Source organism: Pseudoduganella rhizocola, from assembly GCF_045984285.3.
GTDB lineage: Bacteria > Pseudomonadota > Gammaproteobacteria > Burkholderiales > Burkholderiaceae_D > Rugamonas.
On the sequence record NZ_JBJQIK030000010.1, the window covers coordinates 46,693 to 72,606 of the forward strand.

Annotated in this window: 27 protein-coding genes and 1 tRNA gene; 16 read left to right on the forward strand and 12 right to left on the reverse strand. The window is 64.7% G+C overall.

Annotated features, from left to right (window positions below; translation table 11 throughout):
• The first annotated feature begins 27 nt into the window (after window positions 1-27).
• Window positions 28-663 carry a phosphoribosyltransferase gene (locus ACJRPG_RS19970; RefSeq protein WP_408001869.1) on the forward strand — a complete coding sequence of 212 codons (636 nt, stop codon included), beginning with the start codon at window positions 28-30 and terminating at the stop codon, window positions 661-663.
• On the opposite strand, the gene ACJRPG_RS19975 is transcribed toward ACJRPG_RS19970, so the two are convergent.
• From ACJRPG_RS19975 to ACJRPG_RS19990, 4 genes are all read right to left on the reverse strand, one after another.
• Window positions 660-1,544 carry a ZIP family metal transporter gene (locus ACJRPG_RS19975; RefSeq protein ID WP_408001870.1) on the reverse strand — a complete coding sequence of 295 codons (885 nt, stop codon included), beginning with the start codon at window positions 1,542-1,544 and terminating at the stop codon, window positions 660-662. The genes ACJRPG_RS19970 and ACJRPG_RS19975 overlap by 4 nt on opposite strands.
• 3 nt (window positions 1,545-1,547) lie before the next feature.
• Entirely contained in the window at window positions 1,548-2,489 is a 942-nt protein-coding gene (locus ACJRPG_RS19980) for a manganese catalase family protein (protein ID WP_408001991.1), read from the reverse strand.
• Window positions 2,490-2,609: 120 nt separating this feature from the next.
• Entirely contained in the window at window positions 2,610-2,858 is a 249-nt protein-coding gene (locus tag ACJRPG_RS19985) for a hypothetical protein (protein ID WP_408001871.1), read from the reverse strand.
• Window positions 2,859-2,942: 84 nt separating this feature from the next.
• On the reverse strand, window positions 2,943-4,208 hold the full coding sequence (locus ACJRPG_RS19990) for a hybrid sensor histidine kinase/response regulator (RefSeq protein ID WP_408001872.1): 1,266 nt from the start codon (window positions 4,206-4,208) through the stop codon (window positions 2,943-2,945).
• Between the two features lie 93 nt (window positions 4,209-4,301).
• Here ACJRPG_RS19990 and ACJRPG_RS19995 point away from each other — a divergent pair, with 93 nt between their 5' ends.
• The 8 genes from ACJRPG_RS19995 to ACJRPG_RS20030 all read left to right on the forward strand — a co-directional run bounded on the left by ACJRPG_RS19995 (window position 4,302) and on the right by ACJRPG_RS20030 (window position 12,427).
• Window positions 4,302-5,456, forward strand: a complete 1,155-nt coding sequence (locus ACJRPG_RS19995) for an acyl-CoA dehydrogenase family protein (RefSeq protein ID WP_408001873.1) — start codon at window positions 4,302-4,304, stop codon at window positions 5,454-5,456.
• Window positions 5,456-7,012 (forward strand): class I adenylate-forming enzyme family protein, encoded by a 1,557-nt coding sequence (locus ACJRPG_RS20000; RefSeq protein ID WP_408001874.1) that lies wholly within the window; start codon window positions 5,456-5,458, stop codon window positions 7,010-7,012. The genes ACJRPG_RS19995 and ACJRPG_RS20000 overlap by 1 nt, the downstream gene beginning before the upstream one ends.
• Window positions 7,013-7,027: 15 nt before the next feature.
• Entirely contained in the window at window positions 7,028-8,191 is a 1,164-nt protein-coding gene (locus tag ACJRPG_RS20005; protein ID WP_408001875.1) for an ABC transporter substrate-binding protein, read from the forward strand.
• A gap of 15 nt (window positions 8,192-8,206) precedes the next feature.
• Window positions 8,207-9,079 carry a branched-chain amino acid ABC transporter permease gene (locus tag ACJRPG_RS20010; protein WP_408001876.1) on the forward strand — a complete coding sequence of 291 codons (873 nt, stop codon included), beginning with the start codon at window positions 8,207-8,209 and terminating at the stop codon, window positions 9,077-9,079.
• A complete protein-coding gene (locus ACJRPG_RS20015; RefSeq protein WP_408001877.1) occupies window positions 9,076-10,005 on the forward strand; it encodes a branched-chain amino acid ABC transporter permease in 930 nt (309 codons plus the stop codon). The genes ACJRPG_RS20010 and ACJRPG_RS20015 overlap by 4 nt, the downstream gene beginning before the upstream one ends.
• A complete protein-coding gene (locus tag ACJRPG_RS20020) occupies window positions 9,998-10,711 on the forward strand; it encodes an ABC transporter ATP-binding protein (RefSeq protein WP_408001878.1) in 714 nt (237 codons plus the stop codon). Before ACJRPG_RS20015 ends, ACJRPG_RS20020 begins: the two co-directional genes overlap by 8 nt.
• On the forward strand, window positions 10,704-11,405 hold the full coding sequence (locus ACJRPG_RS20025) for an ABC transporter ATP-binding protein (RefSeq protein ID WP_408001879.1): 702 nt from the start codon (window positions 10,704-10,706) through the stop codon (window positions 11,403-11,405). The genes ACJRPG_RS20020 and ACJRPG_RS20025 overlap by 8 nt, the downstream gene beginning before the upstream one ends.
• A gap of 230 nt (window positions 11,406-11,635) precedes the next feature.
• On the forward strand, window positions 11,636-12,427 hold the full coding sequence (locus ACJRPG_RS20030) for a hypothetical protein (RefSeq protein ID WP_408001880.1): 792 nt from the start codon (window positions 11,636-11,638) through the stop codon (window positions 12,425-12,427).
• An 81-nt stretch (window positions 12,428-12,508) separates the two neighbouring features.
• Here the strand turns inward: ACJRPG_RS20030 and ACJRPG_RS20035 are convergent, their stop codons facing one another.
• Window positions 12,509-13,333: a DUF6597 domain-containing transcriptional factor gene (locus ACJRPG_RS20035; RefSeq protein ID WP_408001881.1), complete on the reverse strand. Its 825-nt coding sequence runs from the start codon at window positions 13,331-13,333 to the stop codon at window positions 12,509-12,511.
• Between the two features lie 57 nt (window positions 13,334-13,390).
• Here ACJRPG_RS20035 and ACJRPG_RS20040 point away from each other — a divergent pair, with 57 nt between their 5' ends.
• Window positions 13,391-13,837 carry a DUF3224 domain-containing protein gene (locus tag ACJRPG_RS20040; RefSeq protein WP_408001882.1) on the forward strand — a complete coding sequence of 149 codons (447 nt, stop codon included), beginning with the start codon at window positions 13,391-13,393 and terminating at the stop codon, window positions 13,835-13,837.
• Window positions 13,838-13,911: 74 nt separating this feature from the next.
• Window positions 13,912-14,871, forward strand: a complete 960-nt coding sequence (locus ACJRPG_RS20045) for a gamma-glutamyl-gamma-aminobutyrate hydrolase family protein (RefSeq protein ID WP_408001883.1) — start codon at window positions 13,912-13,914, stop codon at window positions 14,869-14,871.
• A gap of 79 nt (window positions 14,872-14,950) precedes the next feature.
• Here ACJRPG_RS20045 and ACJRPG_RS20050 read toward each other — a convergent pair whose 3' ends face one another.
• Both ACJRPG_RS20050 and ACJRPG_RS20055 read right to left on the reverse strand, forming a co-directional pair.
• Complete coding sequence (locus tag ACJRPG_RS20050) at window positions 14,951-16,069, reverse strand: YbdK family carboxylate-amine ligase (protein WP_408001884.1); 1,119 nt, start codon at window positions 16,067-16,069, stop codon at window positions 14,951-14,953.
• Window positions 16,069-17,253 carry a cation:proton antiporter gene (locus ACJRPG_RS20055; RefSeq protein WP_408001885.1) on the reverse strand — a complete coding sequence of 395 codons (1,185 nt, stop codon included), beginning with the start codon at window positions 17,251-17,253 and terminating at the stop codon, window positions 16,069-16,071. Before ACJRPG_RS20055 ends, ACJRPG_RS20050 begins: the two co-directional genes overlap by 1 nt.
• A gap of 150 nt (window positions 17,254-17,403) precedes the next feature.
• On the opposite strand from ACJRPG_RS20055, the gene fghA reads away from it, so the two are divergent.
• Window positions 17,404-18,249 carry an S-formylglutathione hydrolase gene (fghA, locus tag ACJRPG_RS20060; RefSeq protein ID WP_408001886.1) on the forward strand — a complete coding sequence of 282 codons (846 nt, stop codon included), beginning with the start codon at window positions 17,404-17,406 and terminating at the stop codon, window positions 18,247-18,249.
• Here fghA and ACJRPG_RS20065 read toward each other — a convergent pair whose 3' ends face one another.
• From ACJRPG_RS20065 to ACJRPG_RS20080, 4 genes are all read right to left on the reverse strand, one after another.
• Window positions 18,250-19,206, reverse strand: a complete 957-nt coding sequence (locus tag ACJRPG_RS20065; RefSeq protein ID WP_408001887.1) for a chemotaxis protein — start codon at window positions 19,204-19,206, stop codon at window positions 18,250-18,252.
• Between the two features lie 117 nt (window positions 19,207-19,323).
• The gene (locus tag ACJRPG_RS20070; protein ID WP_408001888.1) at window positions 19,324-19,914 is read right to left on the reverse strand and encodes an FMN-dependent NADH-azoreductase; all 591 of its coding nucleotides are present in this window, start codon (window positions 19,912-19,914) and stop codon (window positions 19,324-19,326) included.
• Window positions 19,911-20,339, reverse strand: a complete 429-nt coding sequence (locus ACJRPG_RS20075) for a carboxymuconolactone decarboxylase family protein (RefSeq protein WP_408001889.1) — start codon at window positions 20,337-20,339, stop codon at window positions 19,911-19,913. Before ACJRPG_RS20075 ends, ACJRPG_RS20070 begins: the two co-directional genes overlap by 4 nt.
• Before the next feature lie 22 nt (window positions 20,340-20,361).
• Window positions 20,362-20,790 carry a GNAT family N-acetyltransferase gene (locus tag ACJRPG_RS20080; RefSeq protein WP_408001890.1) on the reverse strand — a complete coding sequence of 143 codons (429 nt, stop codon included), beginning with the start codon at window positions 20,788-20,790 and terminating at the stop codon, window positions 20,362-20,364.
• A gap of 91 nt (window positions 20,791-20,881) precedes the next feature.
• On the opposite strand from ACJRPG_RS20080, the gene pdxR reads away from it, so the two are divergent.
• The gene (gene pdxR, locus ACJRPG_RS20085; protein ID WP_408001891.1) at window positions 20,882-22,303 is read left to right on the forward strand and encodes a MocR-like pyridoxine biosynthesis transcription factor PdxR; all 1,422 of its coding nucleotides are present in this window, start codon (window positions 20,882-20,884) and stop codon (window positions 22,301-22,303) included.
• Between the two features lie 31 nt (window positions 22,304-22,334).
• Here pdxR and ACJRPG_RS20090 read toward each other — a convergent pair.
• A tRNA-Gly gene (locus ACJRPG_RS20090) sits at window positions 22,335-22,410 on the reverse strand.
• Window positions 22,411-22,500: 90 nt separating this feature from the next.
• Here ACJRPG_RS20090 and ACJRPG_RS20095 point away from each other — a divergent pair.
• Genes ACJRPG_RS20095 through ACJRPG_RS20105 form a run of 3 tightly spaced genes read left to right on the forward strand, consistent with a single transcriptional unit; the run spans window position 22,501 to window position 25,891 of the window.
• The gene (locus tag ACJRPG_RS20095; protein ID WP_408001892.1) at window positions 22,501-24,138 is read left to right on the forward strand and encodes a Na+/H+ antiporter; all 1,638 of its coding nucleotides are present in this window, start codon (window positions 22,501-22,503) and stop codon (window positions 24,136-24,138) included.
• A complete protein-coding gene (locus ACJRPG_RS20100) occupies window positions 24,138-25,193 on the forward strand; it encodes a sensor histidine kinase (protein WP_408001893.1) in 1,056 nt (351 codons plus the stop codon). Before ACJRPG_RS20095 ends, ACJRPG_RS20100 begins: the two co-directional genes overlap by 1 nt.
• Complete coding sequence (locus ACJRPG_RS20105; protein WP_408001894.1) at window positions 25,181-25,891, forward strand: LytR/AlgR family response regulator transcription factor; 711 nt, start codon at window positions 25,181-25,183, stop codon at window positions 25,889-25,891. The genes ACJRPG_RS20100 and ACJRPG_RS20105 overlap by 13 nt, the downstream gene beginning before the upstream one ends.
• The last annotated feature ends 23 nt before the right edge of the window (window positions 25,892-25,914 follow it).

The following is a 25,914-nucleotide window of genomic DNA, read 5'->3' on the forward strand; positions in this document are numbered from 1 at the left end:
GGCGCGGACTTGCGCTATGCTCGTTCAATGAACGCGATCGAGCTTCCCTTCCACGACCGGCTGCAGGCTGCAGAGCTGCTGGCTGAACGACTGCTGCACCTGCGCGCCACGCACCCGCTGGTGCTGGCGATACCGCGCGGCGCCGTGCCGATGGCGGCGCTGATTGCCGAGCGCCTGCAAGGCGAACTCGACGTGGTTCTGGTGCGGAAAATTCCTTCGGCCATCGACCCCGAACTGGCGGTGGGCGCAGTGGACGAGCACGGCAACCGCGAGCTCGCATCCTACTTCCACCGCACGCGGACCAGCATGGAATGGGTGGAAGCGCAGACACGGGAACAGCTTGAACTGATGCGCCGCCGCCGCGCGGCATATGGCCGGCCGCAAGCCGCGCATGCCGCCGGACGCACCGTGATCGTGGTCGATGACGGGCTGGCGACCGGCTCCACCATGGCGGCGGCCCTGCGCATGCTGCGTGCCCAGCAGCCGCAGCGGCTGGTGGCCGCCGTGCCGGTGGCCTCGCATGATGCACTGGAGCTGATAGCGCCGCTGGCCGATGAGGTGCAGTGCCTCGCCACGCCGATGCATTTCGTATCGGTGAGCCGGCACTACGAGCAGTTCCCGCAGGTGGAAGAAAGCGAAGTGATTGCGCTGCTGGCGCGTTAGGCCAGCGCCGTATCGAGCACCATCATCACGATGAAGCCGGCCACCACGGCGCAGGAAGCGCTGGTGCAGTTGCCCTTGCGGTGCGCTTCCGGAATCACGTCGTGGCTGATGACGAACAGCATGGCCCCCGCTGCCAGTGCAAGGCCCCAGGGCAGCAGTTCCCGCACATATTCGATCAGCACGGCGCCCGCCACTGCGGCCACCGGCTCGATCAGGCCGGACGCCACGCCCAGCAGGCAGGCAAACACGCGGCCATAGCCCACGGTGCGCAGCGCCAGCGCCACCACCAGCCCCTCCGGCACGTCCTGCACGGAAATGCCGGTGGCCAGGCTGTGGGCCTTGGCCAGGTCCACGCCCGCATAGGCCACGCCGATGGCCAGCCCTTCCGGCAGGTTGTGGATGGCGACCGCGGCCACGAACAGCCAGGCGCGCTTGATGGAATCGCTGCGTTCGGAATCGATATTGGCCAGCACCGCCTCGTGCCGCGCCACGCGGTCGAGCAGCAGCACCAGTCCCATGCCGAGCAGAATGCCTGCCCCCACGGTAGCACTGGCTTCAAAGGGCCCCGCGCCCCCGCCCTTGCTGGCCGCGATGGCAGGCAAAACCAGGGAGAACGCAGTCGCCGCCAGCATCACGCCTGCCCCGAAGCCGAGGAAGGCGTCATAGGTGCGCTGCGAAAAATTCTGGGAAAGCAGCACGGGCAAGGTGCCCAGCGCCGTAGCGAGGGCGGCCGTTGCGCCGCCCAGCAAGGCCCCATGTACCCGTGCATCGAAGGCTGCCACGCCGCTCGCGACATCGTGCATCAGCGCCAGTGCGCCGCCGAGGCAGATGGCCGCGCCCAGTGCATAACGCCATGAAGGGAGCGAACGCAGCAACTGCATGCTTTAATGCACCGTACCTGGTTGTGGCGGCTGCTTGCCGGTGGCCGAAGCACCCGGCGTCATGGCCGCCGTTTCCGCCGACATACCCAGCTCGGCGCCAGTCATCGGATCGACGGATGGATCGGACATGGTGCGCGCCGCCATCGCGTTCAGCAGTTCAGCATCGTCGGCATCCAGCTGCACCGAGGCTTCGCCGCTGCCGCCATCCACGCCCATCTGCTGGTCGCGGTCGCTGACCGTCTGCCACTTGTCGCCGCTGTTCCAGGAACCGTTGAGCTCCGGACCGCCTTGCGACATATTGAAGTAGACGCTGGCGAATTCCGGACGGCCCGCCAGTTTGCCCGGAGGGAAGTTCGGCGCGATGGAATACAGCGCCTTCTCGAAGGACTTCTGGTGCGCGATTTCCCGCGTCATCAGGAAGCCCAGCGCTTCCTTCACGCCCGGATCGTCGGTCAGGTTGATCAGGCGTTCATAGACGATCTTGGCGCGCGCTTCGGCCGCGATGTTCGAGCGCAGGTCGGCAGTGGGTTCGCCTATGGTGTCGATATAGGCGGCGGTCCATGGCACACCGGCCGAGTTGGTCAGCGGCGAGCCCGCGCCATACAGCACCTGGGTGATATGGCTGTCGTTGCCGGCGCCGGTAATGGCGCGGTACATCTCGCCTTCCTGGTCCACGCCTTCCGCCAGGCGGCCCTTGGCGCCCTTGTTCAGCATGACGACGATATTGCCGATCACCTCCAGGTGGCTCAGCTCTTCCGTAGCGATATCGAACAGCATATCGCGGCGGCCTGGATCATCTTCGCTGACGGCCTGGGTAAAGTAGCGCATGGCGGCAGCCAATTCGCCTTGCGGCCCCCCGAACTGCTCCAGCATCAGGTTCGCCAGTCCCGGATTGGGCTCGCTGACGCGGACCGTGTATTGCAATCGCTTATTGTGTGCAAACATCATTCCCCTCCTTCACGTTTAATGAAAGTGAGCGTCCATGATGGCTCGTGCAGCAAGCTGCGCCTATAGGATGGACGGCGCGGCCCGTGTAGGAATTGGCCAGCACCGTTTGCAACACACTCAGAAGGCGCGCGCTTCGCGCAGGCGGTGGCAGAGCTCGCGGTGTTCGAGCATTACCGAATCCTCATAGTCAGGCTTCACGGCCAGCGCGATGGCGCCGTCGCCGCACAGGTAGGCTTTGTATTTTTCGAGGTCGAAGGGCCGGCCGGGCGGCGCGGCCTGCAGCTTCTGCACGTCCTCGTCCGAGAACGTGCCGTAGAACTCAGCGTCCACGTCGCAGCGCTTCATTGTCACCAGATAATTCAGCATGTCCGCCTCCCGATATTCGTGAAATATCAGTTTGGCGAAAAGTCACAATTCGAACTGTGAGCTGACGCACACAAACGGCAGCGATTACGCTTGGACCAGCCGCTTGATGCGCGCACACAGCACGTCGATGTCAATCGGTTTCACGATATAGTCGGAAAAACCGGCATCAAGCGCCAGGCGTATGTCCGTCTCACGCCCCAGGCCGCTCGCCGCGATCGCGGGAATACCGGCAAGCGCGGGATTGGCGCGCATGGCGCGCATGAATTCATAGCCATTCATCCGGGGCATGGATATATCCGAGATCACGATGTCCACGGGGCCCGAGGCGAGCATGGCGAGCGCCTCGTCCGCCCCTGCAGCCCACCTTACTATTGCACCTTCCAGTTCCAGCAAGGTGCGGAACATGTCAGCCGAATCCTCCATATCGTCTACCAGGAGAATGCGGCATCCGGACAAGGTAGCGCCGCCGATTGCTTCGAGCTTTTCTTTCCCGGCCTCATCGCATTGCACCAAAGGCAGCCAAAGGCTGAATCGGCTGCCCTGCCCGATGCCCTCCGAGAATGCCTCCACCCGGCCACCGTGCAAGGTGATGATATGCCGCGCCAGCGCGAGCCCTATTCCGAGCCCGCTCTTGCTGCGCACGGCGGTGGCGCCGCCCTGGCCGAACATGTCAAAGATCGTCGGCAGAAAACGCGGATCAATCCCGGCGCCGGTGTCGCAGACATCGAGCCGGGCCTGGCCGGCTTCCGCGCTGAGCGTTAGCGCAATCGTACCGCCGGCGGGTGTGAATTTCACCGCATTGCTGAGCAGATTCAGGAGAACCTGCTCGACGCGCTGTGCATCGGCGTTCACCATTACAGGAACGGCTGGTTGCACGAACTGCAGGCGCAGCGAATCGACCAGCGGGTCCGCTTTGAGCACATCAAGCAGTTGCGCCGCAATCGTTCCCAGGTCAACATCGGCGCGCACCAGGGTCAGTTTCCCCGTGCTGAGGCGCGACATGTCCAGCAGGTCCTCAATAATCTTGGCTTGGCACGCCACCGCGCGGGTGATGACCGATGCCGCGCGCCCGGCCGCCGGGGACTGCCGTACCTCAGGCAGGCGCGATAGCAAGCCGGCATTGATGGCGATCAGGTTCAGCGGGTGGCGAAGCTCATGCGACATGATGGCGAGGAATTCCTCCCTCATCACGCCCAACGGTTCCGGGTGGCCGCCCAGATCTTCCGCAGCTGCGTCCGATACTGCGTGGCTTGCGCTGTCGTGCTCGTTAGTCATGTCCGAAGCCCACAAGATCATCAAAGACAGTGTAGCTGTTTGCGGCGCGACCTCAATATTGTTTGGTGCGGCCATTCCACACAGCCATTGACAGGCGAATACCGCTGCAGCCACACTGAGCACCCGGCGCGTCAGATTCGCCCTTGGGCCAAGTTAAAAAGGACAACTATGATTCGGGACGAAGAAACCCTCACTCTGCTGCTGGACAGCATCCGCCGCTTTGTGCGCGAAGTGCTGGTGCCGCAGGAGGAGGTGGTGGCCGAGACCGACCAGATTCCACCCGCCGTGGTGGCGCAGATGCGGGAGCTGGGCCTGTTCGGCTTATCCATTCCGGAAGCGTATGGCGGCCTGGCGCTGACCATGGAGGAGGAAGTGCGGGTGGCGTTCGAGATCGCGCGCACCTCGCCGGCCTTCCGCTCGCTGATCGGCACCAATAACGGCATCGGTTCGCAAGGCATCGTTATCGACGGCACGGAGGAACAGAAACAGCGCTGGCTGCCGCGACTGGCGTCAGGCGAGATCATCGGATCCTTCGCGCTGACCGAGCCCGAATCCGGCTCGGACGCCGCCTCGCTGCGCACCACGGCCATGCGCGACGGCGGCCACTACCTCCTGAACGGTACCAAGCGCTTCATCACCAACGCCCCGGAGGCCAGCATCTTCACCGTGATGGCGCGCACCGATATGCAGGGCAAAGGCGCGGGTGCGATTTCCGCCTTCATCGTGGAGCGCGATGCGCCCGGCCTTTCGCTGGGCAAGATCGACAGGAAGATGGGCCAGCGCGGCGCACATACCTGCGACGTGATCTTCGAGAACTGCCGCGTGCCGGCCGAAAACCTGATCGGCGGCGTGGAAGGCGTGGGCTTCAAGACCGCCATGAAAGTGCTGGACAAAGGCCGCCTGCACATCGCGGCGGTGTGCGTGGGCGTGGCTGAACGCATGCTGGAAGACGCCTTGCGTTATGCAATGGACCGCCAGCAGTTCAGCCAGTCCATTGTCGACTTCCAGCTGATCCAGGCCATGCTGGCCGACAGCAAGACCGAAATCTATGCCGCGAAATGCATGGTGCTGGACGCCGCACGGCGCCGCGACAACGGCGAGGACGTGAGCACCGAAGCATCCTGCTGCAAACTGTTCGCCTCCGAAATGTGCGGCCGCGTGGCCGACCGCTCGGTGCAGATCCATGGCGGCGCGGGCTATGTGGCCGACTACCCCGCCGAACGCTTCTACCGCGACGTGCGCCTGTTCCGCATTTACGAAGGCACCAGCCAGATCCAGCAGCTGGTCATCGCGCGCAATATGATACGGGCGGCGCAGCAGTGATGGACGTGGCAGTCCTGCTGGGCGCCCTGCCCGCGCGCATCAGCGACATTCCGCGCCGCTGGGCGGATGCGGCGCCGCACGCACCGGCACTGTGCGAAGCAGGCCGCAGCTGGTCTTATGGCGAGCTGTGGACGGCGGTGCAGGCTGCTGCGGAGCGCCTGCGCGTGCTCGGCCTGCGGCCGGGCGACCGCCTGATGGTGGTCGGCGAAAACTGCGTGCTGCAGGCAGGCCTGATCTTTGCGGCCGCGCTGTGCGATGCCTGGATTGTGAACGTCAACGCACGGCTGTCGGCGCGCGAGATCGACCAGATCAGCAGCCATTCGGGCGCGCGCTTTACCGTCTACACCTGCGGCGTGTCGCCGGAGGCCTTCGGCCACGGCGGGCGGCATGCGGCAAAGCTGGAGGAATCGCCGTTCGGCGCCAGCTGGATGGTGGGCCCGCTGAACGAGGACTGCGCACCGGAACCGGTGCACGTGGACAGCGCGCAACAGCCCGCCGCCCTGATCTACACCACCGGCACCACCGGCCAGCCCAAGGGCGTGATGCTCTCGCACCGCAACCTGCTGTTCATTGCCGCCGTGTCGAGCCGCCTGCGCGGCCTTACGCCGGACGACCGCGCCTACGGCGTGCTGCCGATCTCGCATGTCTACGGACTGGCCTCCGTGATGCTGGGCACCCTGTATGCGGGCGCCGCGCTGCACCTCGTGCCGCGCTTCTCGGCCGAAGCGCTGCTTGCCGCGCTGCGCCATGACGGGCTGACGATCATGCAGGGCGTGCCGGCCATGTATGCGCGCCTTCTGGAACTGCTGGGCGGCCCGTCGCAGCCGCTGGCGACCCGGCTGCGTTTTATCTATGCGGGCGGCTCGCCGCTGTCACCCACGCTGAAGGCGGACGTGGAAAAGCTAATTGGCCTGCCGCTGCACAATGGCTACGGCATGACTGAAAGCTCGCCCACCATCAGCCAGACCCCGCTCGATGCGCCGCGCAGCGATACCTCGGTAGGCTTCGCGATTCCCGGCGTGGAAACCCGCATCGTGGACGAGGCGGGAGACGATGCCGCCACCGGCCAGCCGGGAGAACTGTGGGTGCGCGGACCGAACGTCATGCTGGGCTATTACCGCGAACCGGCACTGACGGCAGCGGCCATGCGGCCTGGCGGCTGGCTGAATACCGGCGATATGGCGCGGCAGGATGCGGACGGCGCCCTGTTCATCGTGGGCCGCACCAAGGAACTGATTATCCGTTCCGGCTTCAATGTCTATCCGCTGGAGGTGGAAACCGTGCTGAATGCGCACCCCGCCGTGACCCAGTCCGCCGTGATCGGCCGGCCGGCGGAGGACGGCAATGAAGACGTGATCGCCTTCGTGGAACTTGACCCGCGCCACACAGTGCGCGACGATGAGCTCCGTGCCTGGCTGGCGCGCTCGCTGTCGGCCTATAAATGCCCCAGCGAGATCGTGGTGCTGCCTGCCCTGCCCGCCGCGGCTACCGGAAAGATTTTGAAAGGCCAGCTGCGGCAGCTGGCGCAGACGATGCGGCGTTCGTCCCATAATTAGCAAGGAGACAAAGCAATGAAGAGCACTTTCCAGAAGCTTGCGCTGGCGGCAGCGCTGGCCGCCGGTCTTGCCGGTGCAACCCATGCGGAAGAATTCCTTGTGGGCGCAGAACTGCCGCTCACCGGCTCGCTGGCGCGCGTGGGCGCCGGCATGCAGGAAGGGATCATGGTAGCGGCGGAAGTCTTCAACCGCAACAGCAAGCACAAGATCAGGATCGCAACCGTGGATGACGAGTCGGCGCCCGCCAAGGCCATTGCCGCCGTCGAAAAGCTGGCCAGCCAGGGCGTGGTCGCGATCACGGGCGGCTACGGCTCGAACAATATCGCGCCCGCTTCCGATGCGGCGAACAAGCTGGGCCTCGTTTACATCACGTCCGGCGGCGTGGACGACAGCCTCGTTTCCAGCGGCCGCAAGCACTTCTTCCGCATCAATAACACGGCGGGCTACGAGAAGGCGGTGCTGGGCGTGTTCGGCGACATGGCCGTGAAAAAAGTCTCCATCGTCTATTCGACCAAGGACGCAACCTCCGACCTCGCGAAGTCGGTACAGAAGGCGCTTGCTGCGAAAGGCGTGGCGGCGGCTGAGCACTCCTTCGATCCGGCCATCACCGACTTTAAACCCATCATCAACAAGATCCGCCTGCAGGACAAGCCGGACGTGATCTTCATGGTCGGCTACGAGAACGACTATGTCGGCATCCTGCGCGCCGCGCGCGTGCTGAAGCCTCAGGTCAAGGCCATGGTCGGCGTGTGGTCGCTGGCCACACCGAAGATGGCGAACGAATTCCCCGATCTGATGCCGAATGTGTACGGCACCGCGCTGCTGCCCTTCCCTGCCAACTTCACCACCGAAGACGGCAAAAATTTCGCCGACACCTACAAGAAGATGTACAACAAGGAGCCGGACTATCTCGGCCAGTTCGGCTACGTGCAGTCCATGCTGCTGTTCGAGGCGATTGCGCGCGCGGCGGACAATGGCACCATCAAGAAAGGCGGCATTGCCGAAGAAATGCGCAAGACCGATCGCGAAACGCTGATCGGCCGCGTGCAGTTCGGCGGCAATGGCGACAACCTGAACTTCAGCCACCGCATGGGCCAGCACCAGGGAAAGAACATCGTCATCGTCTGGCCGAAGGAAAACGCCACCGGCAAAATGGCCTATCCTGCCGTGCCCTGGTAAGGCGAGGTTCCATTCATGACGGAACTGATCGCGCAGGCCCTGTACTCGGGCCTGTTGCAAGGCGGCTCGTATGCCCTCATCGCGCTGGGACTGGCGCTCGTTTTCGGCACCATGCGCATCATTAACCTCGCGCACGGGGAGCTGGTGCTGCTGTCGGCCTATATCGCCTATACGGTGGAATCGAAGCTGGGGCTCGGCCCGGTGGCGGCGATTCCGATTGCGCTGGTGGTCGTGTGCGCTGCTTCCTCCGCCGTCTATTTCACTGTCAGCCGCATCAAGGCTGACCGCGAGATCAATTCGCTGATCCTCACCTTCGGCATCGGCGTGATCGTTACCAACCTGGTCCTGCTGGTGTGGTCGGCGGACGTGCGCTCCACCACTTCCAGCTGGCTGCAGGAAGCCTTCGTGGTGGGACCACTGTACAGCATGCGCAGCGAGCTGCTGTTCTTCGGCGTGAGCGTGCTGCTGATGGGCGGGCTGTGGTGGTGGCTGTCGCGCAGCTGGTATGGCCGTGCCGTGCGCGCCGTCTCCAGCAACCGCGACGCGGCCAAGCTGATGGGCATCGATCCCGGCCGCACGGAGCTGGTGTCCTTCATCGTGGCAGGCATCCTCGCGGCCTTCGCCGGGGTTGCCCTGTTCAGCTACGGCGTGATCCAGCCCGCCTACGGCGCGGCGCTGACGGTGAAAGCCTTCATCATCACCGTGCTGGCCGGCGTGGGCTCGATTCCGGGCGTGCTGCTCGGCGCCGTGCTGCTTGGCGTGGCCGAGGCACTGACGGTCACGCTGGCCAGCTCCGCGCTGCAGGAGCTGGCAGGCATGGCGCTGTTCCTGCTCGTGCTGTTCGTTCTGCCGAACGGCCTGCTTGGCGCGGCGCGGAGGCGCGGATGAGGGCTTCCATCGCTGCGCTGCTCGCAGCCTACATCGTGGTGCCGCTGCTGCTGGGTGCCAACAACTATGTCATGAGCCTGATCGTTGCGGCGCTGGTCATCGGCGGCATTGCGCTGGCCTGGGCCCTGCTCGGCAACCTGGGCGGCATGGTGAGCTTCGGCCATTCGGCCTTCGTCGGCGTTGGCGCCTATACCTCGGCCCTGCTCACGCTCAAGGCTGGCATGCCGGTGCTGGCAGGTCTCGTCTTCGGCGGCCTTGGCGCCGCTGCGGCGGCACTGGTGATGATGCCGGTGCTGCGCCTGCGCGGCCCCTATTTTGCGCTGGCCATTCTCGCCTACGCGCATATCTTTAAGATCATCGCGACGGAATGGAGTTCGCTCACGGGCGGTGCGGGCGGGCTGGCCAATGTGCCGGTCTTTCCGGTGCTGTTCGGCTACGATTTCGGCAGCAAGACGGGCGCCTACTTCATCGGCATCACGCTGGTAACGCTGTTCGCCTTCGCCTACCACCGCATCCGCCGCAGCCATTACGGCATCGCTCTGCGCGCCATGCACGACAGCGAAGACGCCACCCGCGTGCTGGGCGTGAACAGCACCCTGCTGAAAGCCGCGATGTTGCTGGTATCGGCCTTCATGGCCGGCGTGATGGGCGCCTTCAATGTCCACTACATCAACTTCCTCGAACCGGATTACGCCTTTGCGGGGCTATGGGTCACGCTGCCCATCGTGGCGGCCATCTTCGGCGGCTACCGCACCATTGCCGGGCCACTGGCCGGCGCACTCGTGGTCTACCTGGTGGACCAACTGGTGTTCAAATCGCTGATCCCCACCGGCCACCAGCTGGTGCTCGGCGCGCTGCTGGTGGCGATGGTCATTTTCAGCCCGCACGGCCTGATGCCGCTGCTGCGGAGGAAAAAGCATGCTTGAACTGGAAAACCTCACCGTACGCTTCGGCGGGCTGACGGCCGTTAACGCGGTATCGCTCAAGGTGGGCAGCGAAGATGTAATGGGCCTTGTCGGCCCCAACGGCGCGGGCAAGACCACACTGTTCAACGCCATCTCCGGGCTGGCGCGGCCCACAGCGGGCGCCATCCGCTTCGGCGGCAGCAGCATCCTCCGCCTGCCGATCCATCAGCGTGCACGGCTCGGCATCGGCCGCACCTTCCAGATTCCCCAGCCCCTGCATGAGCTGACGGTGCGCGAAAACCTGATCGTAGCGCAACGCTTCGGCACCGGCAGTGTGGACCAGCGCCGCATCGACGAGGTGCTGGATTTCACCAGCCTGGCCGACAAGGCCGAACGCAATGCGGCGAACGAACTGGCGCTGACCGAGCTGAAAGCACTGGAAGTGGCAAAGGCGCTGGCTACCAATCCTTCGCTGCTGCTGCTCGACGAAGTGCTGGCCGGCCTGGAAACAAAAGGCAAACGGCGCTTCATAGGCATGCTGAAGGAGCTGCACGCCCGCTTTCGCGTCGGCATCCTGATCATCGAGCACGATATCGAAACCATCAGCAGCCTTTGCCAGCGCGTGGCCGTGCTGAATTTCGGCCAGCTGATTGCGGACGGCACGCCGGATGCCGTGTTCCGCGATCCCGAAGTGGTGCGCAGCTACACGGGGGCCAGCCATGCTTGAAGTGCGCAATCTCCGCGCGGGCTACGGCGCCATCAATGTGCTGTGGGACGTGTCGCTGCAGATGGCGGAAGGCGGCCTTACCACCATCATCGGCCCGAACGGCGCGGGCAAAACCACGCTGCTGCGCGCCATCATGGGCCTGGTACCGGTGATGCAGGGCGAGATTCTGCTTGGCGGACGGCGCATCGACGGCACGCCCGCCTGGCATATGGCCGATGCCAGCGTGGCCATGATTCCCGAAGGCCGCATGGTGTTCCGCGACATGAGCGTGGAAGAGAATCTCATCATGGGCGCCTTCCCCAAAGCGCAGCGCGCGCATGTGAAGCAGCGGCTGGAAGCCTCATACGACATGTTCCCCCGCCTGCGCGAGCGCCGATCGCAGCTGGCTGGTTCACTGTCCGGCGGCGAGGCGCAGATGCTGGCCATGGCGCGCGGGCTGATGTCCGATCCACGCGTGCTGATCGTCGACGAGCCCTCGCTCGGCCTGGCGCCGCTGGTGGTCAACGAGCTGTTCGAAATCCTCTCGCGCCTGAAGCAGGAGGGCCGTACCATCGTGTTGGTGGAGCAGAACACCGAGCGCGCGGTCGCCATCGCGGACCATGTCTACCTGATGCAGGGCGGCAAAGTGCTGCTGTCGCAAGCTGCATCAGACATCAAGCTGGATCAATTACACGACCTGTACTTCGCCCGATAGGTGTTGGGACGTTCCTACATGTACCCTTGTAAGGGGGGGTGTTTTTTTGTGGCTCTAAAATCTTTCCTCAGGTGCACGAGCGAATCCCATGTCGCAAGCTGACGCGGCAGGACAACGCTTCAATCGTGCGTGAGACCATCGTGATGAACCATTTGTTATGCTGGCAGAAGAGAGGAAAACTTAATACATGTGCTCGCTGGTCCCATCCATATGCTGAAAGGAGCTTGCCGATGAAACACTGTTCCCGCCTCGCCGCTGCCGCCTTAGCACTATTCTGTATGAGCACCGCTGCACTGGCGGACATGCGCGCGACCGCCACCTTCAGCAATTTCCAGTACACAGTCAGCGACCTGCGCCCAGATGACGGTCACGATGCCGCGCTGCAGGTGTTCGGCTGGAGCGGTATGACTAGTGCCTATTATGTTCCCCCTGGAAAAAGCAACGCCGAAGTACAGAAGGTCATGCCCTTTACCCTGAACGATCCTTTTCCGGCTGCATCAGCGATCGCGCCCGGCACCATGACGGCCGGTTCCGCGAGCACGGGCCCCGGTTTGCTGTCCGCCTATGTGAGCGGCGATGGCGCGGCCTTGCCAGCTGCGGGTCCGGGCAAGACCAGTCCCGGTATCATTGGGCAAAGCGGGGGCGGTTTCCGGTTCCGCCTCGCGCCATATTCATCGGCCACCTTGACGCTCCTTGGCACTATTACCGTGGAGCGCAATGGGTTCGATCCGGACAACCTCATGATCTACCCGATACTGGGCGGCAGTGTCTCCACAAATTACACCGATAGACAAGAACTGACCACGCAGCGTTGGGGCGGCGGACCGTTTTACGAAGAGCTTGTGCAACCCTTCAGTTTCACGGTCATGAATAACAGCCGGGACAGCCTCGATGCTACCCTCAGCCTTGGCGCTACGGCCATTCTCGCTGCTGGCTTTGCGCGTCCGGTGCCCGAACCTGCCTCCGCAGCACTACTGCTGTGCGGGCTATGCTTACTCTTACCGTTCGCGCGGCGCAAATAGCGAGCTTCGACCGTCTACCGGAAGGTTGACGTGTGGTTGGGTCAGATAACGTAAATATACTGTCAAGGTTGCCCTTGTCGGTCATTTAAGATCATGAGGCTGCGCGCGCTGGGTCTTCCAGTATTCCAGCGGCGAGGTGCCGACTAGGGCGCTGAAGTGGCGCGTGAGGTGGGCCTGGTCGAAGAAGCCCAGTTCCGCCGCCAGGCCGGCGATATCGGGCATGGCGGGCGCCGCCAGGCGCCACATGGCTTCCTGCAGGCGGAAACGCTGCACTACCCACTTTGGCGGCACGCCGACATAGTCGCTGAACAGCCTTTGCAAAGCGCGCTCGCTCAGCCCCACAGCCTCGCACAATGCGGCCACCGATACCGGCCCGTTCTCCGCTGCCGCTGCCTGCACGGCGGCTTCGGCCTGCGCGGCGCGAGGATCGGGCGCGAGACCGGCCGCCAGCGGCGAGAGCAGTTCTTCAGCCGCCGCGATCATGCCATCCACATCGGGCTGCGCCAGCACCTGGCGCTCCGCGCGCTGGCCGTCGATGCCAAGCGCTTCATCCAGCGTGACGGTACGGCCGGTGAGCGCCGCCACAGGCTGGGACAGCAGCGGACGCAGTCCGCCGGGACGAAAGCGCGCCCCCAGCACGCGGCCCTGTTCTTCCAGCAGCTGGTCGAAAGGGCCCTGCACCACGCCGTAGACCAGCGTTTTGTCCTTCTCGAAGGCGACGTGGGTGTTCGGATATGGCAGCACGCGCTGGTGCTGCGGCGGCTTGCCGCGCAGGTCCCACTCCACGATCCAGAAAAACTCGACATAGGGCGCGAGCACGGCGGACGGCAGGCGGCGCTGCACGGTAAAGCGCTGCCGGGCGCCTGCCGGGTCCACGATGCCTTTCGCGATGTCGGTTTTTTCCAATCCTTGCCATCCTGCCGTTCTTACACTGGAAAGCATTATCGCTGAGAGGAGAACAATATGAAACACGCAGCAATTGCAGCACTGGCATTTGCCTCGCTGGCCGGCGGCGCAGCGGCAAATGAAGTGAGCGGCAGTTTCGAGGTGCGCGTGAAGCCGGTACCAGACGAGGAGCGCCCGAACGATTCGCGCGGCCGCATGGTGTTCGACAAGACCTTCAGCGGCCCGCTGTCCGGCAAAAGCGAGGGCGAAATGCTGACGGCGGGTTCGCCGAAAACGGGCAGCGGCGGCTATGTGGCGCTGGAGCGCTTCGAGGGCAAGCTGGAAGGCCGCGAAGGCAGCTTCGTGATGCAGCACTCGGGCATCATGGAGTCCGGCAAATACGAGCTGGATATCAAGATCGTGCCGGATTCCGGCACCGGGCAGTTGAGCGGCATCCGGGGCAGCGCGAAGATCACCATCACCGGCGGCAAGCATTTCTACACGCTGAACTACACCCTGCCCTGAAGCCGCGCGCCCTTCCCTATTGTGATATGGTAAAACCGTAATCACATGACAGATGAGGCAAGGAAGGGATTTACATGAGCAGCGGCGAGCACGATCAACGCCAGAAAGACAGGCGCGAAAGCGCCCGGGAACAGCACCGGCGCAATGAAGACACGCCGCGCTATCTCGATCCCGGCGATACCGTGTTTTCGCTGTGGGGCCGCGTGATCAAGGCGCGCTACCAGCGCATTGCGGCGGCGGCCACCCGGCATATCATGCAGCGGCCGCTGCGCATCGGCATCTCGGCGCGCATTTTCCATCCGGAGCCCGGCGCCACGGGGCTGCGCAGCAAGAACCTGCAGTATCTGGAGGAATCCATTGCGCAGTGGGTGATGTCACGCGACGTGCTGGTGTTCATGATACCGACCGTGAATACGGACGGCCTGCTGCACCCTTCCAATATCCGCCTGCGCGACTATGCGCGCCACCTCGACGGCCTGGTGCTGCAAGGCGGCGCCGACGTGTCGCCGCAAAGCTATTCCGAGCTGCCGACCAAACCCGAATGGAGCGGCGACCGCGCGCGCGACATGTATGAGCTGGAGCTGCTGCACGAATTCGTGGAAGCGGGCAAGCCGGTGCTGGGTATCTGCCGCGGCTGCCAGCTGATCAATGTGGCTTTCGGCGGCACGCTGTACCAGGATATCGCCACCGATGTGCCGGAGGCGCTGGCCCACGTGCACGATGACTACGACCGGCACCGCCACGAAATCGTGCTGCCGGAAGGTTCATCGTTGGGCCGCATGCTGAAAGGCGCGAAACGGGGGCTGGTGAATTCCATCCACCACCAGGCGGTGAAGACGCTGGGGCGCGATATGGTGGCCGAGGCGCTGTCCTATCCGGACCAGATGGTGGAAGCCATCCGCTACCGCAAGGCGCCCTTCGTGATGGGCCTGCAGTGGCATCCCGAGTTCCACCGTGCAGGCGGCGAAGAGCTGCTGGACTGCACGGGGATACTCGACAACTTCCTGCGCGTGGCGCGCGAAACGCGCTTCTGAGGTCATCCCCACGCAGGTGGGGATCCAGGGTTGCGCCCCGGCGCTCCTGGGCCCCCGCCTGCGCGGGGGGCGACGATATCTAGTCGCCGCGGAAGCGGCGGATGGCGGCGTCCACTACGCCTTCCACGCTGCCGCTGGCGGCGAACTGGTCGCGCAGGTATTGCGCGTCGCTGCCCACGTGCGTCACCTGCATCAGGTGGTTCAGCGCGGCCGAGCCGCCCAGCGCTTCCGCATACGGGTCCATGCGGCGCAGCGTGGTGAGGATGTCCTCGCGCAGCGACAGGCTCTCGTAGGTCTTGGGATGCACCACCGTGCCGTCCAGTCCGAAGCGGCAGGCCTGGAAGCGGTTGTAGTTATACACGAGGTAGTCGTCTTCTTCCGGCGCGGCTTCGCGCCGCTCCAGCAGGTAGGCGCACAGCGCCTGCAGGTAGCAGGCCAGCGCCGCCGCCCGTTCCACCGTCAGCGGCGTGTCGCACACGCGCAGCTCGATGGTGCCGTATTCCGGCTTGGGACGGATATCCCAGTAGAAGTCCTTCATGCTCTTGATAACGCCGGTGTGCTCCATCTTCGCAAAGTAGCTGTGCTCGAACTCGTCCCAGCTCTGCACGAAGGGCGCCCGCCCGCTCATCGGGAAGGCGAACACCGAATTCAGGCGCGCGGAATTGAACAGCGTGTCGCCGCCCTGCACGAAAGGCGATGACGCCGACAGCGCGATGAAGTGCGGCACATAGCGGCTCAGCGCATGCAGCAGGAACAGCGCGTCGTCGCCGCTGGCGCAGCCGATGTGCACGTGCTGGCCGAAGATGGTGAACTGCTTGGCCAGGTAGCCGTACAGCGCCGACACTTCCTTGAAACGCGGCTTCGAGAAAATGCGCTGGTCAGCCCACCTCTGGAAAGGATGGGTGCCGCCGCCCGCAAGGCCCACATTCAGCTTCTCGCCGGCCTGCACCAGCGTGTCGCGGATCAGCTGCAGCTGGGCCAGCAGTTCCGAGTGCTTCGTGTGCACGTCGGTGTTAATCTCGATCATGCTCTCGGTGATTTCCGGCGTCACGTTGCCGGGGAAAGGCTTGCGGCCCAGCAGGTGCAGCAGATCCGGGCTGGAGGCCGTGAGATCGTAGTTGGAGAAGCTGACAAGCTGCAGCTCCAGCTCCACGCCCATGGTCAATGGCGTGGACGCCTTGAATTCTTCCAGTGCCATCAGTGTTCCTCCTTGTGCGTTTCGCGGGCCCAGATCAGTGCGCGCTGCGTGATGATCGGTCCGATCACTTCCATGAACAGCGTCATGGCCGCCAGCGCCGCCAGTTCATCGACCAGCACAATGCCCATGTACCTGGTCTGCTCCAGCAGCAGGATCACGAACACCGACATCGGCGACAGCGCAATCCCGGTGGCAAAGCCCTTCTTCCACGGCACCCCGCTCACATGCGCAAAGGCGCCGGTGGCCAGCAGCTTCACGACGAAGCGGGCCAGCAGCAGGATCATGCCGAGCCAGGCGCCGCTGACCACGCGGTCCCAGTCCAGCGTGGAGACGGCGAACACGAACAGCAGCACCGTCAGCAGCTCGCCGATGGCGCCGAAATTGCGCTGCGTGCGCGTGAAGGCCACCCGGCTGTGGCGCGCGGTGAGGCCAAAGGTCAGCGTGGCCAGCACCGGCGACAGGTCGGCCGCGTGCGTGATGGCTACCAGCAGCACCACCGTCAGCGCAAACGCCGCGGACCCGTCGCGCGCCAGCGTGCCAAGGCGGCGCAGGATGGCGGGCATCAGTGCGCCCAGCGCAACGCCCAGCAGTGCGGAGGCAATGATTTCGATGAAGCTGTGCGACACGGCCTGCGTGAGGCTGCCCGAGGTCTCGAACACCCAGAAGCCGACAACAACCTTGTAGACGAATACCGCCAGCACGCAGTTGATGGCCACGATGTGCAGCACGCGCTCCGTTACCTGGCCGGAGCTGCGCTGCTCGTCGATCACGCGCAGCACGCCGGCCGGCGAGGTGGACATGGCCAGGGAAGCCAGCAGCAGCGATGTCAGCGGCGGCATGCCCGTCATATTGGCAATGAAATAGACGGCGGCAAAGGTGGCGATCGATTCCACCAGCCCTGTCACCGCAATCCAGGGATTGATGCGCAGCCAGTTGAGGTTAACGCGGTAGCCGAATTCGAACAGGATCAGGCCGAAGGCCACATTGGCCAGCAGGGTCACGGGGCTGCCGCTGTCCGTTGTGAACAGGTCGGGGAAACCCTGGGCCAGAAGAAAACCTACCAGGCCGTAGACACTGATGCGTGGGATGCCGGACCAGCGGTGGATGAATTCGCCGGCGAGCCAGGCCAGCAGGATGGCGAGCGGCCAGGCCACCTCCGCCGAAATTACCAGGATATCTGGCATGTAGTACCTCCAGTTTTTTTGAAGCGGGTGTAACCTTACAGCAATATCATGATCTGCGTCGCACTGCTCCGGGGCAGACGTTACAATGCAGGCCCCAATCGTCGCTCCCGCGAAGGCGGCGGCGACCAACACCAACACGAGGATCAAGCCATGCTGGAACTGGTCAGCGAACATGCGTGTTTCGGCGGCACGCAGCGCTTCTATCAACATGAGTCGCAGGCCATCGGCCTGGCTATGCGTTTCGCCGTATTCATCCCGCAGCATGCGGAGACAGCGAAACTCCCGGCCCTATTCTATCTTGCGGGACTGACCTGCACGGAAGAGACCTTCATGATCAAGGCTGGCGCCCAGCGCTACGCGGCTGAGCATGGGCTGATGCTGATTGCGCCGGACACCAGCCCGCGCGGCGCTAACCTGCCGGGCGACAGCGATGCGTGGGACTTCGGCGTGGGCGCAGGCTTCTACCTGGACGCGACGGAACAGCCGTGGGCAAAGCACTACCGCATGGAGAGCTACCTGGGCGAGCTGCGCGAACTGCTGCTGCGCGAACTGCCGGTGGATGAAAAGCGTGTGGGCATCTTCGGCCACTCGATGGGCGGCCACGGCGCGCTGACGATGGCCTTGCGCCATCCGGACTGGTTCCGTTCCGTCTCGGCCTTCGCGCCGATTGCCGCGCCCATGCGCTGCCCCTGGGGCCAGAAAGCCTTCAAGGGTTATCTGGGCGAGGACCGCGCGCGCTGGGCGGAACATGATGCGAGCGCGCTGATGGCAAAACAGGACAAGGCGCCCTTCCCTGCCGGCATCCTGATCGACCAGGGCCTGGCCGACAAGTTCCTGGCGGAGCAGCTATATCCGGAAGCCTTCGAGGAAGCCTGCGCCAGGGCGGGCCAGCCGCTGACGCTGCGCCGCCACCTGGGCTACGACCACGGCTACTACTTCATCAGCAGCTTCATGGCGGACCACATTGCATTCCATGCGGAGCGCCTGAAAGCCTGATCAGCGGTTGAGGACTTTGCGGATGGTGGAGGCCAGGTCTTCCGCCACGAACTTGGCCACGTAGGCATCGGCGCCCACGCCGCGCACGTGGTCTTCGTTGGTCTTGCCGGTCAGCGAAGAGTGGATCACCACCGGAATCTTGCTGAAGCGCTGGTCCTGCTTGATCAGGCGGGTCAGCGTGAAGCCGTCCATCTCCGGCATTTCGAGGTCGGTCAGCACCAGGGCCACGCGGTCTTCGATGGCAATGCCTTCGGCTTTGCAGCCATCGGCAATGGCCTGCAGCCTCTCCCAAGCTTCCTTGCCGGTCTTGGTCATCACGTAGTGCGCGCCCATGGCCACCAGGCCCTGTTCGATCAGGTTGCGCGCCACCACCGAGTCGTCGGCCGCCAGGATCATGGTGCCCGGCTTGAGCACCAGCTGCGGGCCGATGGTGTCGGGGTCCACATCCTTGCCGTCGCCCGGCACCATCTTGCGCAGGATGGTTTCCACGTCCAGCACCTGCGCCAGGCGGGTGCTGCTGGTGTCGCTGTCGAGGCGCGCGATACTCGTTACCATGCCGCCGGCATTGCTGCCCTCGGCGCTCAGCACCTGGCCCCAGTCCAGGCGCACGATTTCATCCACCGATTCCACGGCAAAGGCCTGCGTGGTGCGTGCGAACTCCGTCACCAGCATGATATTCAGGCCGGTCTTCGGAATCACGCCGACAATGGACGGCAGGTCCATCACGGGAATGATCTGGCCGCGCAGGTTCACCACACCCAGCATATGCGGCTGCGAGCCGGCAACCGCCGTCACTTCCGGCATGGCCACGATCTCGCGGATCTTGAACACATTGATGCCATAGAGCTCGGAATGCTCGCCATTGGCATCGCCGCCAAGACGGAACAGCAGCAGCTCGAACTTGTTCGAGTTGGTCAGGTTGCTGCGTTCATCGATTTCCTGTTGCACCGTTTTCATCTCAAAAATCCCTGTTGGTTTTGGTATCTCGCCAGTATAGCCATTTTGTTTCAGGGAACCGTGGAAGTGGCTAATAAGATACGTGAAATCCGTGGGGAAAATGCAAATGGGATGGCGTCAGGCCAGGTTGAGGTTCGCCAGCAAAATGTCCCGCTGCTCGGCCAGCTGCGCCTGGTCGCGGAAAGCAGTGGCCTGCAGCGGCAGGAAATGCAGGGTTTTCAGGCCCACGCAGGCAAATGCGGCCGTCACCAGCGGCGTGAGGAAGTCCGGCTGGTTGGCGCGTTCGCCCGTGTAGATGCCGCCCGACGCCACCGCGATATAGACCGGCCGGTCGCGCAGCGAACCCACCTTGCCTTCCGGCGTCGAAACAAAGGTGCGGCCGATGCGCAGGATCTGGTCGATCCAGGCTTTCAGCACGGAAGGCACTGTGAAATTATTCATCGGCGTGCCGATCACCAGCACGTCCGCAGCCTCCACTTCCTGGATCAATTCTTCGGACAGCCGGACCGCATCCTCGTCCTGTGCGGCGCGCGAAGCCAGCGCCTGTGCGTAGCCCGCGTCGGCATGCGGAATGGGCTGCAGGCCCAAGTCGCGCCGCGTCACGCTTGCCCCGGCGCGGGCCGCGAGCAGCTTCGCCACAATCGCGGCGGACAGTCCGCGGCTATGGGACTCCAGCCTTGGGCTGCAATCGATATGCAGGATATTCATTGGCGCATTCCAATCGCGAGGCGGTTGAAGGCGCTCATCAGGGCGATGGCGAAGCTCAGGTCCGAGATTTCGGTGTCGCTGAAATGGGCCTTGAGCGGCTCGAAATCGGCGTCCGGCGCGTGGCTGCGGTCGATGTGCGTCAGGGATTCGGTCCAGGCCAGCGCGGCGCGTTCGCGCTCGCTGAAATGCCCGCTCACGCGCCAGCCGGCCAGGCTGTCCAGCTTTGCATCCGGCATGCCGCCGCTGCGCAGCGCTTTCGCGTGCATCTCCAGGCAGAAGGCGCAGCCGTTGATCTGCGACATGCGCAGCCAAGCCAGTTCGATGAGCTGTTTGCCAAGGCTGCTCTTTTCAAGCGCTTTCTTGGTGGCCGCAAAGCCGGCATAGGCTTCCGGCGAAAGGGTCCAGTAGGATAAACGAAGGGTCATGCAAACTCCGGTAGAAAAAGGGCTAAAGCGGCTGGGCGAAATGCATGCCCCGGGCCAGCAAGCCCTGTCGGTAATAAAAACGTTGTGCCAGGGCGTTGCCAAGGCCGGTATCGAGCACCAACTGCGCGCAGTCCTCGCGCTGCGCCATTTCGCGCAGCGCCGCAATCAGCCTTGCGCCCACGCCGTGGCCGCGTGCGCCCTGCGCCGTCACCAGGTCGTCGACATAGAGAAAACGGCCGTAGATCAGGTTTTCCTGCAGGCGGTAGCCGGCCAGGCCTTTCACCTCATTGTCCTGCCACGCGGCCAGCAGGCGGTAGCCCTGCGCCCCCAGGCGCCGGGCCTGGGCCATGAATGTCGCGGCATCAGGCAGATGCGGGCGCAGCTCGCGCATCACGCCGAAACAGGCCAGGTAGTGTTCATCGCTTTCGATATGGCTTAGCTGGTGGCTCATGGCGCTTCCCTGTTGTGCAAGGCTCCACTGTAAGGGGATAATGGCCTAGCGCACAGGTGCAAGAATTGACTACTTTAATAGGACATGAACCATGGATCTGCAGCTGCTGAAACCGAGCCGGGGGCAGGAAGCGCCGATCTACCTGCAGCTGTACCGGCGCTACCGCGAGGCCATCGCCTCCGGCAAGCTGCGTCCCGGCGACCGGGTGCCATCGGTGCGCAGCCTGGCCAGCGAACTGGGTCTGGCGCGCGGCACGGTGGAAACGGCCTACCAGATGCTGGTCAGCGAAGGCTATTTCGTCACGCGCGGGCCGGCGGGAACGGCCGTTTCCGGGCGGCTGGCGAAGCTGCCCGGAAACGGCCATGCCGAAGTGCCGGCGCCGGCGGAACCCGCCGCGCCGCTGCCGCCGGGCGGCTCACTGCCCTTCCAGCTCGGCGTGCCCGCGCTGGATGCTTTCCCGCGCAAGACCTGGGCGCGGCTGGCGGCGCGCAGCCTGCGCACGCTGGAGATGGCCGCCATGGTTGCGCCGGATCCGGCGGGATACGCGCCGTTGCGGCATGCCATCGCGGCCTACCTTGGCATCTCCCGCGGCATCATCTGCTCCCATGAACAGGTGTTCGTGACGGCGGGCTACCGCGGCGCGCTGGACCTGGTGCGCCATACCCTGCTGCACAGCGGCGACACCGGCTGGCATGAAGACCCGGGATATCTCTTCGCGCGGCACTTCCTGCAACGGGCAGGCCTGCGCCTGGAGCCGGTTCCGGTCGACGAGGAAGGACTGAACGTGGCCGAAGGCCTGCGGCGGGCCGCGCAGGCGCGTTTCGCCGTGGTCACGCCTACCCATCAAAGCCCGACGGGCGTGGCCATGTCCCTGCCGCGGCGGCTGGAACTGCTGGAATGGGCCGCGAGCCGCCGCGCCTGGATCATCGAGGACGATTACGACAGCGAATTCCGCTACCAGGGCAGGCCGCTGCCGGCCCTGAAAAGCCTGGACCGCGACGGCCGCGTGCTCTACACCGGCACCTTCAGCAAGGTGCTGCTGCCCGGCCTGCGGCTGGCCTACCTGGTGGTGCCCGCGGCGGTGGCGGGCAAGTTCAGGGAGGCCGCCGCACACCTTCCCGGCCCCGGCTCCATCCTGCCGCAGGCCATGGTGGCAGACTTCATGGAACAGGGCCACTTCGCGCGCCACCTGCGCAGGATGCGCAGCCTGTACGCGGCGCGGCACGGCTACCTGCTGGATGCGCTCGGCCAGCATCTCGGCAAGGAAGTACAGGTGCGGCCACAGGCCGGCGGCATCCATGTGCTGGCCATGCTGACGGGGCGGCGCAGCGACAAGGCGGTGGCGGCGGCAGCGGCGGCACGCGGGCTGGCCGTGCTGGCATTGAGCGACTGGCGCATGCGCAAGTCATCGCAGGGAGGGCTGTTGATGGGCTTCGCCAATTTTGCGGCGCCCGGAGATGCGGTAGCGGCAGTGCGGCGCCTGAAGGCCGTGCTGGCGGCGGCGCCCAAATGAAAAAAGGGACCGAAGTCCCTTTTTGAAATCCTGGAGCGGGAGAAGAGTCTCGAACTCTCGACCTCAACCTTGGCAAGGTTGCGCTCTACCAACTGAGCTACTCCCGCAGAAGAGGCACGATTATGCCAGAAGAATTTCATTTGTGCCAGCCCTGCCGGGGACTTCTATAATGGGGCCATCTTTTTGCAAAGGGAACCATGGATTCGATTGAAATCGTCTTGGCCATGCTGCTGGCGGTCGTCACCAGCGCCTACCTGGTGCGCATGCTGCCCGTTTCGCTGCCGCTGCCGCTGGTGCAGATCGGCCTGGGCGCGCTCATCGCCGCCTACACGGGCCATGGTGTGGACCTCGATCCCCAGTTCTTCTTCCTGCTGTTTTTGCCGCCCCTGCTCTTTCTCGATGGCTGGCGCATTCCCAAGAGCGGCCTGCTGCGCGACCGCGTGGTGATTCTCGAACTGGCGCTGGGCCTCGTCATCTTCACCGTGCTGGGTGCGGGCTTCCTGATCCACTGGCTGATTCCCGCCATGCCGCTGCCGGTGGCCTTCGCACTGGCGGCCATCGTGTCGCCCACCGATCCGGTAGCCGTATCCTCCATTGCTTCGCGCGTGCCTATCCCCAAGCGCCTGATGCACATCCTGGAAGGCGAATCGCTGCTGAACGACGCCAGTGGCCTGGTGTGCTTCCGCTTTGCCGTGGCGGCCGCCGTCACCGGCGCCTTCTCCCTCACTTCGGCCGCCCTCACCTTCCTGTGGCTGGCCGCCGGCGGCATCGCGGCCGGCATCGCGATTACGCTGCTGGTCACATGGATCCAGCGCTGGCTGTGGCGGCGCTTCGGCGAACCGGCCGGCTCGCCCATCCTCGTCAACCTGCTGATTCCTTTCGGCGCCTACCTCGTGGCGGAACACCTGCATGCTTCCGGCATTCTCGCCGCCGTAGCGGCGGGCGTGACCATGAGCTATGTGGAACTGAGCGGCCACGCGCTGGCGGCGACCCGCATCCAGCGTTCGGCCGTATGGGACACCGTGCAGTTCGCGCTGAACGGCGTGATGTTCGTGCTGCTGGGCGAACAGCTGCCCGATATCCTGCGCGGCGCGCGCCATTCGCTGGAACAGAGCGGCCACGTGAATCCATGGTGGCTGGTGCTGTATGCGGCGTCGATCAGCCTGGGGCTCATGCTGCTGCGTTTCATCTGGGTCTGGACCACGCTGCGCATCACCATCTATAAGAAGGGCCAGCGCGGCGAAGAAGTGAAACGGCCGCACTGGCGCCTGCTGCTGGCATCCTCGCTGGCCGGCGTGCGCGGCGCCATCACGCTGGCGGGCGTGATGACCCTGCCGCTTGCGCTGCCGAACGGCGAGCCCTTCCCCGCACGCGACCTGACCATTTTCCTGGCCAGCACCGTGATCCTGATTTCACTGGTGGCAGCCAGCCTCGGCCTGCCCCGCCTGCTGTGCGGCATGCACTTCCCCGAGGAGCCGATCGAGCAGCAGGAAGAAGACCTGGCGCGGCGCGAAGCGGCAACGGCCGCCATTGCCGCCATTGAAAAGGCGCAGCTGGAGCTGATGCCTTCCTCCGCCGATCCGGAAGTCTACCCGCAGGCAGCGGCGCGCGTGATTGCGCTGTACCAGCACCGGCTGGACATGGCGGGCGGCGGCGACGATGACGAAGTGGTCCAGTTCCGCAAGCTCGACATGGCGGAGCGCGCGCTGCGCATGGCCGCGCTGCAGGCCGAACGCACCACCATCTTCCAGATGGCGCGCCATGACGAGATCTCCGACGCCACTTCGCGCAAGCTGGTGCGCGAGATCGACCTGGTCGAAGCAAGGCACCGCTGATGCTGCGCACCCGCGTCAGCCGCGTCGTCCTTACCGCCTGGCTCCTGTTCTGGGCACTGATGGTGACGACCGCCATCCAGGACTTCCTGCGCAACGATGATGGCCCGCTGTGGCACCCGGTGCTGTGGGAAAGTTCATCGGCGGCGGTGGCCAGCGTTTTCATGCTGATACAGCGCCACTACACGCGCCGCTACGATGCGCTGGTGGCGCAGCCCGCAAAATGGTTCCTCATCCAGCTGCGCTGGCTGCCCATGTACTGGATACTCTTCGTGCCTTTCGCCTTCGGCATCCGGCATGCCGTGTATGCGCTGGCCGGGGACACGTATCCGCACGCGCCCTGGCTGCAGGTCTACATCTATGAAGACGTGAAGATGACGATCTTTGTCAGCATCTTCGCCGTCATCAACTTCGGCATCCTGTCCTACCAGGCCATGCAGGAAGAGAAGCTGCGCGCCGAGCAGGCATCCGGCCTGCTGCGCAGCACCCAGTTACAGCAACTCACGCAGCAGATGCAGCCGCACTTCCTGTTCAACGCGCTCAATACAATTTCCTCGCTGATGCATACCGATGTGGCGCGCGCCGATGCCACGCTGATGCGCCTGGCCGAGCTGCTGCGCGGGACACTGGATGCGGGCCGCCAGCAGCAGGTGCCGCTGTCCACCGAACTGCGCCTGCTGCGCGCCTATGCGGAGCTGATGGGTGAACGCTTTGCCGGCCGGGTGGACATCAACTGGCAGGTGGACGAGGCGCCGGGCGATTGCCTGGTGCCGGTGCTGAGCCTCCAGCCGCTGCTGGAGAATGTATTCAAGCACACGGTGGAGCGCCGCCGCGGCGCGGTGAACATCACCGTCAGCGCGCATTGCGAGGGCGGTCGGCTCAACGTCATCATCGAAGACGACGCAGGCCGGCTGGAGAACACGGCACCGGGCGGCATCGGTCTGCGCAACCTGCGCGAACGGCTGGCCGTGCTCCATAGCGATGCCGCCGCGTTCACGCTGGAACAGCGCTCACCGGCGGGCGTGCGCGCAAAGCTGGAGCTGCCATGCACCTGCTGATCGTGGACGACGAAAAACCGGCGCGCGACAAGCTGCGCCGACTGCTGGCGCAGATCCCGGCCATTACCGCCATCGATGAAGCGGCGGACGGCGTGGAGGCGCTGGAACGGATCGCGGCCCTGAATCCGGACGCAGTCTTCCTCGACATCCAGATGCCCGAAGTCAGCGGCCTTGATGTCGCCGCCTCCCTGCCTTCGCCCGCGCCACTGCTGGTATTTGCCACTGCCTACGACGAATACGCGATCCGCGCCTTCGATGCCAACGCCGTCGACTACCTGCTCAAGCCTTACGACGAGGAGCGCCTGCGCCGCGCCGTGGAGCGCCTCCAGGCCCGCCTCGCCAGCCGCACGCCTGCGCCGCCCACCGGCCTGCCCGCGCGCCAGCTGCTGGTGAACGAGCGCGGCGCCACGCGCATCGTGCGCAGCGAAGATATCCTGTGGCTGGAAACGGCCGACAACTATGTGGTGCTGCACACGATGCAGGGCAGCCCCATGCTGCGCCAGACCCTGAGCGCCCTGCTCGACACCCTGGGCCCGGACTTCATCCGCGTGCACCGGCGCGCCGCCGTACGGCGCGGCGCGGTGGAGCGGGTGGAGGCGGATGCCAAGGGCGACGGCACGGTACAGCTGTGCGGGGGCGCCGGCGCGCGCCTCAGCCGCCAGTTCCGCGCCGCGCTGATGGCAGCCCTGTCCGGCTGACCACGGCGGCACCCCGGCTCGCC

What these genes read in the sequence shown, in the direction of transcription:
- ACJRPG_RS20000 (WP_408001874.1), top strand. Translation starts at nt 5,456, where the DNA reads ATGGACGTGGCAGTCCTGCTGGGCGCCCTGCCCGCGCGCATCAGCGAC.
- ACJRPG_RS20070 (WP_408001888.1), bottom strand. Translation starts at nt 19,914, where the DNA reads ATGAATATCCTGCATATCGATTGCAGCCCAAGGCTGGAGTCCCATAGC.
- ACJRPG_RS20045 (WP_408001883.1), top strand. Translation starts at nt 13,912, where the DNA reads ATGAGCAGCGGCGAGCACGATCAACGCCAGAAAGACAGGCGCGAAAGC.
- ACJRPG_RS20105 (WP_408001894.1), top strand. Translation starts at nt 25,181, where the DNA reads ATGCACCTGCTGATCGTGGACGACGAAAAACCGGCGCGCGACAAGCTG.
- ACJRPG_RS19985 (WP_408001871.1), bottom strand. Translation starts at nt 2,858, where the DNA reads ATGCTGAATTATCTGGTGACAATGAAGCGCTGCGACGTGGACGCTGAG.
- ACJRPG_RS20100 (WP_408001893.1), top strand. Translation starts at nt 24,138, where the DNA reads ATGCTGCGCACCCGCGTCAGCCGCGTCGTCCTTACCGCCTGGCTCCTG.
- ACJRPG_RS20005 (WP_408001875.1), top strand. Translation starts at nt 7,028, where the DNA reads ATGAAGAGCACTTTCCAGAAGCTTGCGCTGGCGGCAGCGCTGGCCGCC.
- ACJRPG_RS19995 (WP_408001873.1), top strand. Translation starts at nt 4,302, where the DNA reads ATGATTCGGGACGAAGAAACCCTCACTCTGCTGCTGGACAGCATCCGC.
- ACJRPG_RS19990 (WP_408001872.1), bottom strand. Translation starts at nt 4,208, where the DNA reads ATGGCCGCACCAAACAATATTGAGGTCGCGCCGCAAACAGCTACACTG.
- ACJRPG_RS19975 (WP_408001870.1), bottom strand. Translation starts at nt 1,544, where the DNA reads ATGCAGTTGCTGCGTTCGCTCCCTTCATGGCGTTATGCACTGGGCGCG.
- ACJRPG_RS20065 (WP_408001887.1), bottom strand. Translation starts at nt 19,206, where the DNA reads ATGAAAACGGTGCAACAGGAAATCGATGAACGCAGCAACCTGACCAAC.
- pdxR (WP_408001891.1), top strand. Translation starts at nt 20,882, where the DNA reads ATGGATCTGCAGCTGCTGAAACCGAGCCGGGGGCAGGAAGCGCCGATC.
- ACJRPG_RS19980 (WP_408001991.1), bottom strand. Translation starts at nt 2,489, where the DNA reads ATGTTTGCACACAATAAGCGATTGCAATACACGGTCCGCGTCAGCGAG.
- ACJRPG_RS19970 (WP_408001869.1), top strand. Translation starts at nt 28, where the DNA reads ATGAACGCGATCGAGCTTCCCTTCCACGACCGGCTGCAGGCTGCAGAG.
- ACJRPG_RS20075 (WP_408001889.1), bottom strand. Translation starts at nt 20,339, where the DNA reads ATGACCCTTCGTTTATCCTACTGGACCCTTTCGCCGGAAGCCTATGCC.
- ACJRPG_RS20020 (WP_408001878.1), top strand. Translation starts at nt 9,998, where the DNA reads ATGCTTGAACTGGAAAACCTCACCGTACGCTTCGGCGGGCTGACGGCC.
- ACJRPG_RS20030 (WP_408001880.1), top strand. Translation starts at nt 11,636, where the DNA reads ATGAAACACTGTTCCCGCCTCGCCGCTGCCGCCTTAGCACTATTCTGT.
- ACJRPG_RS20025 (WP_408001879.1), top strand. Translation starts at nt 10,704, where the DNA reads ATGCTTGAAGTGCGCAATCTCCGCGCGGGCTACGGCGCCATCAATGTG.
- ACJRPG_RS20015 (WP_408001877.1), top strand. Translation starts at nt 9,076, where the DNA reads ATGAGGGCTTCCATCGCTGCGCTGCTCGCAGCCTACATCGTGGTGCCG.
- fghA (WP_408001886.1), top strand. Translation starts at nt 17,404, where the DNA reads ATGCTGGAACTGGTCAGCGAACATGCGTGTTTCGGCGGCACGCAGCGC.
- ACJRPG_RS20095 (WP_408001892.1), top strand. Translation starts at nt 22,501, where the DNA reads ATGGATTCGATTGAAATCGTCTTGGCCATGCTGCTGGCGGTCGTCACC.
- ACJRPG_RS20040 (WP_408001882.1), top strand. Translation starts at nt 13,391, where the DNA reads ATGAAACACGCAGCAATTGCAGCACTGGCATTTGCCTCGCTGGCCGGC.
- ACJRPG_RS20050 (WP_408001884.1), bottom strand. Translation starts at nt 16,069, where the DNA reads ATGGCACTGGAAGAATTCAAGGCGTCCACGCCATTGACCATGGGCGTG.
- ACJRPG_RS20080 (WP_408001890.1), bottom strand. Translation starts at nt 20,790, where the DNA reads ATGAGCCACCAGCTAAGCCATATCGAAAGCGATGAACACTACCTGGCC.
- ACJRPG_RS20055 (WP_408001885.1), bottom strand. Translation starts at nt 17,253, where the DNA reads ATGCCAGATATCCTGGTAATTTCGGCGGAGGTGGCCTGGCCGCTCGCC.
- ACJRPG_RS20010 (WP_408001876.1), top strand. Translation starts at nt 8,207, where the DNA reads ATGACGGAACTGATCGCGCAGGCCCTGTACTCGGGCCTGTTGCAAGGC.